Genomic DNA, 14,674 nt, shown 5'->3' on the forward strand with positions numbered 1-14,674 from the left:
AGCGCGCCACCGATGTGGACGAGTTGTGGACCGCACAAGGATCATTGGCTCTCGAGTGGCAAGTCGACAACGAGCACCGAGCGAAGCGGCATCAGAGAGCGCCACCGGGACGGCAAGGCGTTGTAGTGCTGCAATGTGAGGCGAGTGACCTCGGCGCCGTCGAACAAACGGAGATTCTGGCGCTCACGCTCCAGAGCAATCCCATCTTTGCTGTAAGTGCCCAGCGTGATGAACAGACCCACCTCCCCGTGCGACAACGTTCCGATCAGGCGCTGAAGATCCGGCCTGCTTTGGGGTGCCACGGTGTGTTTGCACTGCACCTTGATGAGCGGTGGTTCGACACCCAGGATGTCCTTGTGGGCCAGGACATCCACACCGCCGTCGTTGCTATAAGGAGTGACGCGGGCTTGATACCCCATGGCGCGCAGCAGATCCGCGATGAAGTGTTCGAATTCCTCATGGGAGAGATCGCGCAGCAGTGTTTTTGCGATGAAGTCTTGTGTGTGTTGTTCGATCCTGTCGGCATTTGGATCATCCGAGACGTCTTGGACCATCTGATCCTCGTCTTGATCACTGCCTCTCGGTCTCTCTTGTTGAGGTGCGATGTTCCCGTCCGTCGTGGGGTTCTCCAAATAGGCTCGAAAATCAGAATCGTGCTTTCGGATCTGAAACAAGGTCAGAGCCGATCCCACCTCGTAGAGGGCGGCTTGATCGAACACATTGCGAGGAATGCCCGTCTGCAACCACCGAACGCGCCGTCGGTGTGGGTGCTGAGCTTGATCTGGGAGGAATTCGTACTCACCTTCGATGCGCCCAATGTTCAGTGTTGAGTCGGGTTTGTAGGTGGCAACCACCAAGTCACCCGGTTGCATGGTGACGGCGAACCGATGCAGCATGCCAGCCCATACAGGAATGGCCCCCGGTTTGGCATGGGGGAATGTGCGTGTCACGGCAGTCTTGATTTGTTCACGGTCTCCGCCGAACTGCCGGACATCTCCGATGCCTTCCCACCCCACTGAAATGAAGCCCTCGTCAAAGGGCTGCGATCCCAAGGTGTCGTTGTGAATTCCCCACATGCGTGTCACAGGGGCCTCCTTCTTTCGTTTCGGGTCATGCCTGCGGGCCACTCCTTCAGATCCCTCAGCCCTCTACAGCTCCGAGTCGAATGCCTCAGCCCCGGTGGCCTGGGCCGAATCTGCGGGTCCCGGCCATCTCAGCAAACACGCGTGCGGCGTTGATGGAATCCACATCACCCGTGACCGGGTTCGGTTTGTGGCTGGCGCGGCGTGCGGCGTAGAGGGAGAACAGGTTGACAGCCACGGCCCGTCGGTTACGTTTGCCGATCAGCTTGGCCACGTGGACGGTCATCCACGCCAACCACCCAGCCGTACCTGTGATGTTGGTGCCGTTGGGGAGGGACACGACGGCGTCGCGCCGCCCGATGGTGGCAGCCTCACCCAGGTTCCGGTAGTTGAAGGCGGTGTGTGGCTTGCCCTGCAGGTCCGCCAGAATCATGCGGGCTGCGTGGACACCTGTCTGGATGGCAGGTTGGGCCTGTTGAGGGACTTGCTGGACCTGACCAGCTATGTCACCTGCGGCATATACATCAGTCAAACCCTTGACTTGCAGCGATTCATCCACCTCCACCAAACCGTGTTCGGTCAACGGCAGATTCCAGCCCTTGATCTGGTCATCTGCGCCCACGCCGGCAGCCCAGATGGTGATGTCTGATTCCAGCTGGGTTCCATCGGCCAGGGTCACCCAGTCGTAACCGACCTCGTGCACGCCCTGCCCCATGGTCAGCTCCACCTGGCGCTCGCGCAGTTCGGAGGCTGCGTAGTCACGGATCTCCTGATCCAAGTGCTTGAGCAGATCGGTCCCGCGCTGGACCACCCGGATGTGGAGCACTTCCTCGGACATCTCCGGGTACATGACCGTGAGGTCATCACGGCGGAAGTCCGCCAGGGCACCTGCGATTTCCACGCCGGTGGCACCGCCGCCCACCACGGAGATCACCAGGTGGTCATCGTGATCCGAACGGTTGGTGCGCTCCAACTCCGCAAAGATCCGGTCCCTGATGGCAGTGGCGTGCTGCCGCGTGTACATCGGCATGGCGTGCTCCTGCGCGCCGGTGGTGCCGAAAAAGTTGGTGGTGAGCCCATTGGCAATGATCAGGTAGTCGTAATCCAGCGTGGCCGGCTGGTCCTCACCTTGTTCGACGGTGATGGTCTTGGTGCGGGGGTCCACACCCAGGACTTCACCCTGGCGCACCCGTAGATTCGGGATCTCCCGCACCAGGCTGCGCAAGAACAAGGTGACGTCCCCCGGGTTCAAGCCGCCCGTGGCCACTTGGTACAGCAGGGGCTGGAAGGTCTTGAACACGTTGCGATCCACCAGCGTGATGCGCACATCCGCGTTCTTCAGCGCCCGTGCCGCGTTGGTCCCTGCAAAACCTCCGCCAACAATCACCACATGGGGCGACGTGGCGTAGTCCTGCGGTGTGGTGGTTGATGTGCGGCGTGTTCCGAACACGGTGCTGCCTCCTGACTGGACCCCCGCGTGATCCGGGGTCGATCACAGCCAGAATAGGACTTCCGTGGACGCGGCACTGCACGGTCAGTGATTCAATGTTCCGCATGAGCATCACCGTGGACGCCCTGGGCTTGGCCGCGGTCAAGGGGCTGTCCTGGTCCTCAGCCCCTGAGGTTCACCTGATTCACGACGGCGTGGTGGGGGATCGCCACTGGTCTCCCGTCACCCCTGACCTGACGTGCATCAGGGCCACGGATCATCCCGCCATGGTGGGGGTGTCCGCAGGTTCAGTTGATCTGCCGGGTGCCGAGCACGTCCTCTTTGACGGCCGACCGCAGACCGTTCGCTACTACTCGCGGCCCGTGACTGCGCGGATTTTCGATGGGCCTTTGGCCCACCGTGTGTCAGTAGCCGCGGGGCAGCGCCTGTACTTGGCGTGCGCGGAAGGCCCCGGTCACTTCCTGTGGTCCTCACCCGTCAGCGTGTTGCTGCGCTCGGAATTGGAGGATCTTCCCCACGACGTCGCCCGCTACCGAGCCAATGTTGTCCTGGATGATCGGGGGCAACCCCTGTCCATGGGCGTAGGAACCCGGCTGGTCATGGGTGAGGCGGTGCTGGAAGTGGAGCGTGAGCTGGAGCGATGCGTGATCATCAACCACCACGCCAGGACCGGGAATCGGGATGCATCCCTGTTGGGCCGGCTCCGCCCGGGCTTGTTGCTGGGATATGGATGCGCGGTTGTTGGCCCGGGCGGGGTGAACGTGGGGGATTCGGTTCGAGTCTTGCCGGGGAGTCTCGGGCTGGGGTCAGACCGTTAGACCGTTGAGTGGCCGATCTACTGGCCCATCAGCGCTGATGAACCAGTAGAGCGACCACTCAAACGTCATGGACCGGAATCAGTCACAGTCAGGGCAGGGCAACAGTGGTGGGGCCGCCTTGGGCGTCGTCGTCGTTCTTGTTGCGGATGGCGCCAATGGTCTTGACCGCGGTGCCGATCAGGGACTCGCCGCCCCAGTAGGTCGCGGTGTCCCCGTTGACCTTGAGGACCACGTTGTCCTGGTTCTCCGGACCGCCCTCCATGAACGCGTCCGCGCCCTTGGACCAGAGTTCCTTGACCAGTTCGCGGTCGTTGACCACAGTGGCCGTGCCGGAAACCGAAACCCAGGCCTTGTTGGAGGCGTAAGCCACGTTGACCTCGCCGTTCGCGCGGACGTCCGCGGCCACGGAGCTGGAGGAGCGGACCAGGAACAGGATGTCCCCGTCCTCAGCCACCTGGGTGGACAGGGGGCGGCTGACAAGGCGCGAGCTGCGGGATTCGGAGTCGGTGGTGGTCAGCATGGCGATGTCCACGCTCTCCATGAGGTCGTGAACCTTCTTGACCTCAGCGGGATCGGTGGTGACGGACGGGGTGCTCTCAGAAGTAGTCATGGTGCTTACTGTAGGTGTGTTCGGGAGTCCGGGGCGAGGCTTCTGGGCGGGTTCACAGGCATGTGGCCTCATCAGAACGACGACGAAGGAGGAGTCATGAGCGGAGCAGTTCAACCCCAGTTGCGGGCGATTGTGTTGGACACCGAGGACGCCAAAGGGCTGGCCGAGTTCTACCACCAGCTTTTCGGGTGGGAGTATCTGACCGACCTGACCAGCGATGATGCAGCAGATTGGTGCACGCTGCAGGGGCCTGCGGGTGTTCGGTTGTCATTCGAGCGCGTGGATCACCTGGAGCGCGCACAGTGGCCTGATCCCAAGCGACCACAGCAGGCGCACCTGGATTTTGTGGTGTCATCCGGTGAGGAATTGGAGGCCTTTCACCGGAAGGTCGTTGGTATGGGCGCTGAGGTTTTGGCCACCGAGACCGATGACCCGGACGAGCAGATCTACATCTACGCGGACCCGTCCGGCCACCCGTTCTGCGTGTTCGTACCGATGGAGGAGAACCCGGACTTGTCGGAGAGCGGGCGGGCTTAGGTGCGCGTCCTCAGTTGGTGCCGACGGTCTGGAGGTGAGGTCCGATGTAGCCCACGTAAATGCACCCGGACGCGTTGCTGTCGTCAAAGTAGTGCATTCTCGGTGACACCATGCCGATCTTTGCCAGTTTGAAGTGGGCTTCCATGAAGGTCTTCCCATCATCACGGACAGCAGTGGGGACAGGGAAGATGCGTTCTCCCCGAAACTGATTTCGAGTGCTTTCGCTTTCCAAAGCCGCGTGTTTTCCGACGGGGAATGATCTGTATCCGGAGGGACTTGTTTTCAAGTAGTCATGCAGGCTGCCCTGGAAGTCACCCTGTGATTTGCATCTCAGATAGTCGACGCAGGCTTGAAGTGCCTCCCACGTCGTCCGGACAACGGCGCCCGCGTGGTCCTGAGCTGCGAGATCTTCCGTGGTCCGGGTGCTTCCCGTGAAGAAGACTCCATGCTCTTCGAGCTCTCCCAGGCGATCCACCAGGTCTTCCATGTTGTCGGGAACGTCCTGCTCAGGCGGAATGGTGAATTCGTCATACACCTCAGCGGCATTTTCGTACTTCGCCAACTGACTCTGCAAGAACAGCACTTGTTCACGCAGTTTGTATTCAAGTTGGCCGGACACGGCTGCCTCATTTTCCGCAAGTTCAGTCAGCTCTTTGTAGAGCTCTCTGTCCGTTCGCAGGCGTGAGTTCTCCGTCTCCAATAATTCCAGTCGTTTGGCGATTCGATCGGTGGCGTCTTGGGTTTGGTTGGACGATTCCCAGACTGCGGCAATTTCCAGGAGCTTTTCTTCCTCGAACGCTGGTACGCCGAAGAGATCGAGAACCATGGCGAGCTGCTCCTCCGTCTCGGTGATGGAGGGCTGGGTCCCCCCGTCCTCCGAACTCCGGCGGCGCAGTTTCTCAGTGTCGCGAGGTTCCTCACGTGTTTGACGGGTGCGCAGTGAATCGAGAAGTTGCCGATTGGATTCCTGGTCCAGACGGTGCAGTGCGTCCAGGACTGCTGGTGGTGCAGGCATGGTGGATGCCACGGACCGTGCCACATGGCCCAAGAGTGAGGCAACCCTGTCGGGCCTGTCCTCCACCAGTCGCTTGGCGCCCACGAATCGGTGGCGCGTCGAACGGGAGGGGTCATCCAGGTCAAGATCCGGAAGAAACGTCCGCAGGCTCCAGGGGCTCAGGTGGAAGTTCCGCTGGACGGTCTTGTTGAATTCTTGTGTTGCAGCCGGGTCCAGCAGGGCAACACCACCCATGCCGAACACTTGCCGGCCCCAGTACTGCAGCCCCAGTTGGAAAACTTCGTTCATGTCGGGGTTGTCCGTTGAGCCCGCAACCAACAGTGGCACCCGTCGCTTGGGATCGGCGAGTGCCTTGAGCAGGCCCGGCACGTCCTCGGTGTGGACCAGGGTGGCATCAGGGCGCATTCGCCAGGAGCCGTCATGGAACGGGAATTGTTCCAGAAGTGTCTTGGCCACCCTGGGCACTGCAACATAACTGTTGATGTCATTGGAAATGTCCACCCAGACCCATGGTGACTCACCCCCGTTGATGATCAAGTTGGTGGTGTAGGTTGCTCCACTCTCTGCGTTCTTCTCAATCAGCGTGAGCCGGAACAGGTCAACCGGGGCGAAAACCCGAGTGATTTCCGCGATGGAGCTGCTGTTGGGGTGAACGAATCGCCCGCTGGTGTTGAGATCCGCGTGGATCTCTTTCCCAGCCATCCACTGTTGTACGACTTCCAGCAGTTGACCGAACTGCACACCTGGCTCACTGGTCAGGTACGTCCGATAAATTGCGGTGGAGCGGTCCACTGATTGGTGACGAGGCTGAGGCGGATCATCGGCTCGGGGCTCCGTCGACGTCGTGGTCAGCTGAGTGCCCATCACACCCTTGAGTTGGGCGGGTGAGGGTGTGGCCGATCCAGGTGACTCAGCGCGAACGGGAGTCACTGACAACGGAGGGCGAGGTCTCTTCGGTGACTGAGTTGTCAGTGTGATGCCGTCGGTGGGGTCAGCTGACTTTGGTTGATTCGCCCTGGGCACGGCTTCCTGCTGGACCTCGGGCGTTTGGAGACTTGGACCCGGAGCGCTCGTGGGAATGGTGCGGGTCGAATCGTGACCGGTGGTCCTCCTGGGAGGGCTCGGCTCCCTTCTGGGGAGTGAGGCCGGATCACGCCAGTGGGGGTTGGCCATGAAGTTGTTGATGGCACGCAGACCAATGGCGAAGTACTGGGCCCGTTGGGCCTTGGCATGAAAAACCAGGCAGTCCCGGTGAAGGTCCTCCACCTCCGTGGGGGTCAATGCTCCGCGCGTGGCTCGGTCGATACGGCGGCGCAGGGACCGCAACAGATCGTCCAGTTGATCATGTTGACTGTTCATGACTCGTGTGCTCTCGTCCTGGGACCGTCAGATGGAAGTTCTGTACTGCTGTCACCGTGCGTTGACCACGGCGGATGTGGGGTTCTTGGGATCGCGGACCTTGCGCGCGATCACGCCTTGTGGTGCCGACCAATACGGAACGGCGATGCTGAGCAGCGTCACGATGTCGTCCGGTTTCACGGGGTCGGAAAGCTGGGAGGGGTCGCTCAACCCACCTTTTTGATCGGCTGCAAGGGTGATCATCATTGCCGCGCGGTTTTCACTCCGGAGGTGTTTGACCTGAGGGTCCTCGCGCGGCATTGCCAGTTGATCATCCGGCAGCCCCGCTATTCCCTCGGCGGCCACACGCTGACGCCGTGAGCTGCCGGAGAAGTCGTGACGGTTTCCACCACGCCGTTGGCGCTTGAGCACGTGGGCCTGGGTCCCCACCAGACCGGGCACCTCCACCTCGGCGTGGTCGTTCGTGCGGGTCTGCAACAGGGGGAGGTAGACGACGAAGTCTTCGATCCCCCCGCGTCCACGGACTCCACTCTTGGTGCGGACGAATGACCGCTCTGCCCGGTAGGAGTCTTGGTCGTAGAACTCGAAGGAATCCAGGAAGTCCGCAACCTGCCCCGCCGGCAAGATGCCGTACCGTACGGCGTACGGTGTGCCGGAATCGTTGAGGAACACCGTGTCCTCGGTCAGGCCGGCCAGGATCGCGGACAGACGTTCCAAGTTCCGGGCATTGGCTCCTGTGGATCGGTCCGGCATGGCGAACATGTCCACGAGGCGGCCACCCTGCGCCTTTTCCACGATCTCCGCGTTGTACATCTTGTTGGCACCGGTCGGTTTGAGCCACGGCAGGCGTTGGGTCACCAGCGGAGCCACGTCCATGGGGGTGATCAGCGGTTCACCGTTGTGGTCCTCATGGGCGAACTGGCGCAGCTCGTTGCGGAAGTCCTCCTCGTCCTTGGCAATGCTGGCGAAGGCGTCGTAGAGGGACACCACGCGGTTGCCCTTCTGGATCTCGTTGCCCAGGTAGAGGCGTACCAGGTCCCTGTAGTGCTGGCGGTAGCCGAACCAACGGGCCATCTGCATGAGGGTGTCAGCAGCAACCGTGACGCGGGTGTAGACGGTGACGGTGAGCCCCTCCACTGTGAATCCTCGGCTGAGTTTGGTTCCGCCCACCAGGATCTTCCAGACCTCTCCGCTGTCGAAGTCCAGGTCCGGCTGCGTGTATTCGGACTCCTTGGTTCCGTTGACCAGGACCGCGGGGTGAGCTTTGCCGTCCGTGACACGTCCCGCGTTGATCTTCTGCACGGCCAGTGCGACGTACCGGCGGAGTTCGTCGAACGACGTCGGAGTCGGTGACCCGGCGGCACGTGCGGCGGACACCGCAGCGAAGTCGTTCTCCCACAGGGCACGCAGACGTGCGACGCCAGCAGGTGACGTGTGCGCCGCCTGGCTCCAGGCGGCCAGGACCCTGGAGTGGGTGGAGCTGTGCTGCGCAGTCTTGGCCGCCTCGTGAACCATCATGGTGTGGTGCTTGAGCGAGCCCGGGTCGCCCAGTTGTTCGCGTCGCCACAGTTTCACGGCACCGGCGAGCACATAGGCGTCCAAGGCTTCGTTCAGACCGTCATCGGTGGCGTTGCCGTCCTCGTCCACGTCCAGGGGGCGGTAGTAGGCGCTCGCGTTGGACGTCGCCGGGGTGGGGTCATCCGGAATGCCGTCGAGGTCGAAGTACTGCTTGGCGCCCATGTATTCCGGTGACGGGTCGAGCGCCACGATGAAGTCCTTGGGGAAGATGTCAACGGCGTCGTCCGGGTCCACGAACACATTGGCGAACGGCGTGGCCGTGTACGCCAGGTACTGGCAGCGCGGCATGCTCTCCAGGATCCCCGCTATGTGCTCGTTGATCTTGGTGCGCTCGATCTGTTCCCTGGACTTCTGTTTCTTGGTGTTGATCGATGCCTGATCGGCCTCATCGTCGATGATCAAGGCAGGAATGTCGGCCAGATCCGTGGACATGCTCTGCAGGAACGTCCGCAGCTTCTGCAATGTGGAGGAGTTCTTCTTGACCACGGCAACAAGCGCATCGGCGGAGTGCAGGTTCTCCGGTGCGTAGAGGGGCTTGGACCTGACTCGGAGGTTTTCCTTGAAGTCGGTCAGACGTTGTTCGAACCGGGGCTTCTGGAAATCCTTGGCGGCGGTGGTCAGGCGGATGATGCGGGGTGCTCCTGCATCTTGCGGTGTCACGCCGAATGAAGAGAACTTTCCGTCAATCCAGTCCTGGTCGCCGGTGGAAACGTAGTCGACGTCCTTGGTGACTTCTGCCAGCTGCGCTCTGAGTTCAGCTGCCCGTGCCCGGTCTTCCGGTGGCAGCTGGTTGATCTCGGACTTGATGGACTCGATCCGTGATGCCAGGCCTCCGAGTACGTTCTCGACGCCCACCAGTTCCTTGTCCAGGCGCTTCTGGGTCTGGGAACGCAGGAGCTCGATGGTGCCGGTGAGAACGATGACCAGCTTGTACCCGGCATCGACTGCCTTGGCCACGGTCCCGGCAAAGTTTGCGGTCTTCCCGCTCTGGACGTAGCCCATGACCAGGCCCTTGGACTGGTAGGCCTCCGTGCCCTCGGGGTTGGCCAGGCGTTTGACGACGTCGGTGGTGGACGCGTCAAGTGCGGCCAGGGCCTGGTCCCCGAATCCTTTGTCCTCCAGGGTCTTGCGGTAGTGCCGCCAGTAGAAGTCACGGTCCGAGTCCTGGCGGTACCACGGCTTCCAGTTCTCGGCCACGATCAGTGTGTGGCCCTGCTCGTCGAGATCGGCGAAAGTGCTTGCCAGCAGGTCGTCGTCGATGCCGGTCAGCCCCAGGGCGGAGAACACGGACTCACGTCGTTCGCGGGAGCCCGGTCCGGTGGAATCGTGGGTGCGGGGAAGGTCAAGGGCATCGGCCTTCATCCATCGGCCCAGCCGTACGTAGAAGAGGGTCCGTGCCGGCGCGTTGACGTCCCGGTCGGTGATGCGATTCAAAACGTCGTCCGGTGTCACCGCATCCGCGCCGTCCAGGTCCAGCAGGTGATTGACCGTTCTGGTCAGGTCCCGCGGGGCGTCGTCGCCCATGGTTTCCAGGGCGGTCCGAATTTTGGTGGTGAGCAGGTCCGTCACAGTCATTTCCCTTCAACGAAGTCCGAGAGGCAGTCGTGGGGCACACCGTGGGGCAGTCCGGCCACGTCCACCCTGTAGTGCACGTCAGAGATCAGGTGTGCCGACTCGACCGAACTTTCCAGCACCTCACTCGTGAGCCGGGGGAAGTGCTCGTCCACGTGGTGGGCCCGCGGCCTGGACCGCAAGGCCATCCGGGTGTCGTACAGCCCGGTGTCCTCCGCCTTCCAGCCGCAGTCCAGCAGAAGCGAGCGGAGTTCCGGCCGGCGACCGCCTGCGCGTCCGAGCAGGCGGTTGCAGAGGGCGTCCAGGGTGTCACCCTGCCCTCGGCCGACTCTGGTCAGTTGGATGGAGATCAACCACAGTTGACGATGGGTCAGGGGCAGAAGCTGGTTGACGCCGTTGATCACGTGACTGCGCCGCTCACTCAGAGTGGTCTTGACCTCAAGGTCCACCTGGTCCAGGCCGAAGTCGTGTTCTTCGCCGCGGGGCCCGATCCAGGCGTTGAGCGCCAGGTCCACGTCAAAGGTGTCCATCAGGTGTTCGAGCAGGAGCAGCTCGCCGAACAGACCCGCCACCTGGTCGTCGTCCAGGCGGCCACGGCCGGCCACCAGTTCCTTGAACGATTCCACGGCGGTGTTCAGTGCGTCCTGGAACGAGCGGCCCTGTGTCATGCCCCGGTGCACGGTGTGGGCCAGGGTGTGCGCTGCCTCCGGGTGATCCCCTGCTTCCACCGTCAAGACGTACTGGTCGGCATCTTCGTCCCGGATCACGTCGATGGAACGCAGACGACTCGGGCTGCGCTTCAAGGAACCGTCCGTGGGAACGTGCAGCTCGATCCGGTGGTCCACGGAGTCCACCACCAGAACGTGGTCTCCGGCGTGGCCCAACCGGTGGCGGTACCTGTACGGATTGGCAAAGTACTCACGCAGAGTTTCCTGCGTCAGGGCACCGTCCTGGTGCTCTTCCGCGTCCGTTGATCGGTTCGAGTCCATGGGCTCCCCGTGTCCGTGGCGGTCAGGGCTTGTGACCGTCTGCGCTCTCCTGTGCTCGTACAGCTGCGAGCAGGACTTCCTGCCACCTCTTCTGTGTGTCCAACCACACGTTACCTTCAGTGATTCGCTTGAACTCATTTCTTGCGAACAGATACAGCAAAGTGGTGATCATAGGTGAATTCGCAGGTGAGACCGGGCCTTCACGCCCGGTCAGGGCTTTCCTGTGTCGGAGGTTCAGCAGGAGCTTTCTGCCGTCGACGTCAAAGTTGAACACGGTGTCCGGATCCAGCAGGTCCCATTGGATGTCCACCTCGGGTTGGTTCGGGTCGAAACCGAAGTTGGTCTCCATGGCGTCCTGCACGGGTGTGACGATGCCACCGTTGGCGGGCTTGACCAGGAGCTCGCGGCGCCGTTCCCTTTTCCGGGAGGATTCCGCAGTGCCCGTGGCCACTGCCATGAATGTGGTGAACGTGTCCCCCGAGTATGCACCGCGCGCGTTCGGCAGCGCGTCCGCAAAGGCCTGGCTGAACACGATGCCCTGCTTCTCCGAGTTCATCCGCACGTGGGCTTCGAGCTCAGGGGTGAGGTCCACTGCCACGCGGGCGAACATCCGGTCGCGGGTGCTCTCCATCAGACCGTTCCAGCCGCCTGCCTGCAGGAGGCGGTCGTTCCGGTACACGTAGAAACCTTGACGGGCCTGCCCGTCCCGGGTTCCCAGGTAGAACTCCGCGGTGTCGGCCCTCTGGCTGGGCCATGTCACGGCACGGACGGTGAAGGCATGTCCGTTGACACTGGAGGTCAGGTCCTCCGCAAACCCTGGAGTCGACCAGTGCTCGCAGGCGAACGGGTCCAGTGGTTCCAGCTCAGCGGCGATCCCCGCCTCGCCCAACTCGGTGTCGAACTCGTCCAGGAGGATGGTGACGGCACCTGAGTCCAGGGCCCGATGGAAGGTGAGACCCAGTTCGGTTCGTATCTCGTTCTGGATGGTGGTCAGCCAACTCCGCGCCTCGCGTGGGTCGGCCGAACGACTGAACGCCTTGGGCCGTAACCAACGGATCACGGTGCCGCTGGTGAGGACGAAATCTGCTCGGATCTCGCTCAACCGGGTTTCCACGTCGTGCGAGTCGAAGTGGCTGATCACGGGCCCGTGTTCTGAACTCAGGCTGCCCGAGGAGAGTCCCCTGCCCGCCGCCGTGTAGCCGTCGCGTCGGGTGAACACGTGCATCTCCTCGGCCTGGCTCAGGGAGGCCGCTTTCATGCCCACGCCGTAGTGGCCCAGGTCCGTTGCGCCGTACTCGCGGCGTCCTCCGTAGACCATGGCGTTGTCCAACTGTTCCGCGGACATTCCGCGCCCGTCGTCCACCACCACCAGGCCGGTTGCGTGATCCCCGGAGGTCAGGAACCGGATCAGCACGTGGGTGGCACCGGCGTCCAGCGAGTTGTCCACCAGGTCCGCCAGGGCGCTGGTGATCGTGTGGTGCCCTCCCAGTGCCTGAAGGACCCGGGGATCGGGCTCCGCGGTGCTGGTGGACACCACGGTGGGGAGGTGGTCGTGGTCGCTCATCAGCCGTCCTTGAAGGTTGACCGGTAGGAGTTCCCGATGTTCCGTGCGTTTTCCTTGACGTTGCGCACGGTCCGCTCGTCGAACCCGTCCAGTTTCTTGGCGGAGATGGTCACGCGTACGTCCAGTGCGTCGGGGTCGTTGATCTCCAGGTTCTCGATGATTTCCTGGGCCAGCGTGGTCATCAGTGTGGAGAAGTTCGATCCGGGGTGCATGGCGATGCTGCCTTCGTAGGAGGCATTCGGGATCACGGTCGGTTCCGTGGGAGAGACCGGGCGCGCAGAGCCGCCATCACCGGTCTGAGCCGTGGCCCCCGTTCCGGGTCCGTCGGGGGTCGCCGGCCCCGCGTCCAGCTGCGGATCCGGTTGCTGCAGCTCCTGTGCTTCCCGCGCTCGCTGTTGCTGGGCGATCTCCGGACGCACCAGCAGGGTCTCGCGGGTGACGCGTGCTGAGCGGTCGGCGTTGTCCGCGGGGTTGACCAGGTCCTGGTAGTCGCCACTGGCTTCGTCGAACCCGGCTGCCAACCAGAACTGGGAATGGTCACCGATCAAGGTGTCGGAGCCGCCCTCGATCCCATCGATGATGGTGCCGGGGCGGCGCAGTCGTGGCAGGTACAGGTAGCGGGTGTGGAGCTCCCACAGCTCTTCCACGGAGATGTGCCCGCGGTTCCAGATCCGGTGCAGGGAGTTCTCCAGGTAGTTCTTGATCAGGATTGCACTGTACGGGCCCGTCAACAGGTCGTCCGTGTCGCGGAACTTCTGTTCGGCGCGGACCACCAGACGGGATTCCTGGCCGTCCGCCTTGTTGGCGGTGATGGTGACCTCGGGGGAACCACCGGACTTCTGCCTGGGTGCCATGCACCAGATCCAGGTGGTGGTGATCTGCTGGTCCACCTTCCTGCTTTCGTCGTCGGACCGCGTCCGGACGTCGTCCAGCTGTTTCTGGCGCAGGTCCAGCGTGGCGCCCTCCTCCCGGAGGCTGCGCCAGGCCAGGTGGTCCCGGGTGGTCCGCCGCAGATCCTCCAGGCGTGTGGCGTCCGGGGCCAGGAACAGCAGGGTGTTGCGCTGTTCGCGTCCGGTGCCTCCGCGGTGCAGTGTGATTTCCCTGGCTGCATGAGTGGCGCGGGACAGCGTCTTCGCCTTGCGTTCGTTGTGGTGCGCGTGGTCGGGGCCCAGCACCACCAGGCGGGGTTCGTCGTCCTCGCCCACGGTCGCGCCGTCCTGGGGGTTCAACACGACATCTCTGAAAAGGTGACCGGGGTCCTGTGTGTGGCCGCTCAGACGGCGGACGATCTCCGCGTCCACCTCCTCGATCGGCAGGCTCCGGGCGCGTTCGCGGGCCGTCCGGTTCAGTGACGGTGACAGGTCCAGCCAGTGCCTGGTGGAGTCGTGGAAGACGTAGGTCGAACGCTCCTCCAGTTGGCTGAGTCCGGAGTGGATGTTGCCGATCACGTCCCCGGGAACGCTCATGCTGAGCACCAGTTCTGGTGTGGTGGTGCCCTTGTGGGTGGTGCCCACGGTGGCCGCGGAGGCCATGAACAGTGCGCGGGCCGTGCGCGTGGCCACGGAGCGCGCCCCCAGGACGGACTTCTCCCGGTCCAGTTGGGGGGCCGTTGCCTGCTCGCCGTCGACGTCGGCGTCGATCACGCTGGACCAGGACGAATCGATGTACTGGCGCATCTCCGAACGGATGCGGTCCACACCGACGGGCACGGTGCCGGCCATGATGAGGGGGGACCGGTCCTCGCTCTCCACCAGGACCCTGGCCACCGTGCTCATCAGGCGCAGAACGCCGCGGGTGCGCTGGAACCTCTCCAGGGTGGACCAGTCCTGGTAGAGGAGGTCGAACAACGCCGGGTGGATGGGGAACGCCTGCCGGATGCGCTCGGCATAGGCGGTCTCCCGCGCGTGGCGGGGGAGTTCATCAGAGTTCTGGCGGTAGAACTCCACGAAGTGCCGTGCCGTCCGTTGGATCTTGCGCGCAGCCTGTTCGTCGATCTCCTCGAAGAGGCGACGCCGCACGATCTCGAAACTTTCGTGGGACGTGGCCGGTTGCCACTGGTGGGCCGTGCGGCCCACCACGTTCTCCAGCCGTTGCAGGGCG

10 protein-coding genes are annotated in these 14,674 nt (G+C 63.0%); 2 read left to right on the forward strand and 8 right to left on the reverse strand.

Annotated elements, in window-relative coordinates; translation table 11 throughout:
• Nucleotides 1-41: 41 nt before the first annotated feature.
• Both L979_RS02155 and L979_RS02160 read right to left on the reverse strand, forming a co-directional pair.
• Nucleotides 42-1,076, reverse strand: a complete 1,035-nt coding sequence (locus L979_RS02155) for a restriction endonuclease (RefSeq protein ID WP_047688666.1) — start codon at nt 1,074-1,076, stop codon at nt 42-44.
• A 94-nt stretch (nt 1,077-1,170) separates the two neighbouring features.
• Nucleotides 1,171-2,532: an NAD(P)/FAD-dependent oxidoreductase gene (locus L979_RS02160; protein WP_052209351.1), complete on the reverse strand. Its 1,362-nt coding sequence runs from the start codon at nt 2,530-2,532 to the stop codon at nt 1,171-1,173.
• A 104-nt stretch (nt 2,533-2,636) separates the two neighbouring features.
• Here L979_RS02160 and L979_RS02165 point away from each other — a divergent pair, with 104 nt between their 5' ends.
• Nucleotides 2,637-3,350 carry an MOSC domain-containing protein gene (locus tag L979_RS02165; protein WP_156125307.1) on the forward strand — a complete coding sequence of 238 codons (714 nt, stop codon included), beginning with the start codon at nt 2,637-2,639 and terminating at the stop codon, nt 3,348-3,350.
• A gap of 88 nt (nt 3,351-3,438) precedes the next feature.
• Here L979_RS02165 and L979_RS02170 read toward each other — a convergent pair whose 3' ends face one another.
• Complete coding sequence (locus L979_RS02170; RefSeq protein ID WP_052209352.1) at nt 3,439-3,960, reverse strand: pyridoxamine 5'-phosphate oxidase family protein; 522 nt, start codon at nt 3,958-3,960, stop codon at nt 3,439-3,441.
• A 96-nt stretch (nt 3,961-4,056) separates the two neighbouring features.
• Between L979_RS02170 and L979_RS02175 the strand changes: the two genes are divergently transcribed.
• Nucleotides 4,057-4,497 (forward strand): VOC family protein, encoded by a 441-nt coding sequence (locus tag L979_RS02175; RefSeq protein WP_047688623.1) that lies wholly within the window; start codon nt 4,057-4,059, stop codon nt 4,495-4,497.
• Nucleotides 4,498-4,507: 10 nt separating this feature from the next.
• Here L979_RS02175 and L979_RS02180 read toward each other — a convergent pair whose 3' ends face one another.
• The 5 genes from L979_RS02180 to L979_RS02200 form a co-directional block, all read right to left on the reverse strand.
• Nucleotides 4,508-6,304 (reverse strand): hypothetical protein, encoded by a 1,797-nt coding sequence (locus L979_RS02180; protein WP_047688626.1) that lies wholly within the window; start codon nt 6,302-6,304, stop codon nt 4,508-4,510.
• A 618-nt stretch (nt 6,305-6,922) separates the two neighbouring features.
• Nucleotides 6,923-10,024 (reverse strand): Z1 domain-containing protein, encoded by a 3,102-nt coding sequence (locus tag L979_RS02185; RefSeq protein WP_081993609.1) that lies wholly within the window; start codon nt 10,022-10,024, stop codon nt 6,923-6,925.
• On the reverse strand, nt 10,021-11,010 hold the full coding sequence (locus tag L979_RS02190; protein WP_052209354.1) for a PD-(D/E)XK motif protein: 990 nt from the start codon (nt 11,008-11,010) through the stop codon (nt 10,021-10,023). The genes L979_RS02185 and L979_RS02190 overlap by 4 nt, the downstream gene beginning before the upstream one ends.
• Before the next feature lie 22 nt (nt 11,011-11,032).
• Nucleotides 11,033-12,574 (reverse strand): ATP-binding protein, encoded by a 1,542-nt coding sequence (locus L979_RS02195; protein WP_047688628.1) that lies wholly within the window; start codon nt 12,572-12,574, stop codon nt 11,033-11,035.
• Nucleotides 12,574-14,674: DUF499 domain-containing protein (locus tag L979_RS02200; protein ID WP_047688630.1), on the reverse strand; the 2,101-nt coding region annotated here is incomplete at its 5' end. The genes L979_RS02195 and L979_RS02200, both read right to left, overlap by 1 nt.

This window comes from Kocuria sp. ZOR0020 (genome assembly GCF_000800955.1).
GTDB classification, from domain to species: Bacteria; Actinomycetota; Actinomycetes; order Actinomycetales; family Micrococcaceae; genus Kocuria; species Kocuria subflava.

What these genes read in the sequence shown, in the direction of transcription:
- L979_RS02155 (WP_047688666.1), bottom strand. Translation starts at nt 1,076, where the DNA reads ATGTGGGGAATTCACAACGACACCTTGGGATCGCAGCCCTTTGACGAG.
- L979_RS02165 (WP_156125307.1), top strand. Translation starts at nt 2,637, where the DNA reads ATGAGCATCACCGTGGACGCCCTGGGCTTGGCCGCGGTCAAGGGGCTG.
- L979_RS02170 (WP_052209352.1), bottom strand. Translation starts at nt 3,960, where the DNA reads ATGACTACTTCTGAGAGCACCCCGTCCGTCACCACCGATCCCGCTGAG.
- L979_RS02175 (WP_047688623.1), top strand. Translation starts at nt 4,057, where the DNA reads ATGAGCGGAGCAGTTCAACCCCAGTTGCGGGCGATTGTGTTGGACACC.
- L979_RS02185 (WP_081993609.1), bottom strand. Translation starts at nt 10,024, where the DNA reads ATGACTGTGACGGACCTGCTCACCACCAAAATTCGGACCGCCCTGGAA.
- L979_RS02190 (WP_052209354.1), bottom strand. Translation starts at nt 11,010, where the DNA reads ATGGACTCGAACCGATCAACGGACGCGGAAGAGCACCAGGACGGTGCC.
- L979_RS02195 (WP_047688628.1), bottom strand. Translation starts at nt 12,574, where the DNA reads ATGAGCGACCACGACCACCTCCCCACCGTGGTGTCCACCAGCACCGCG.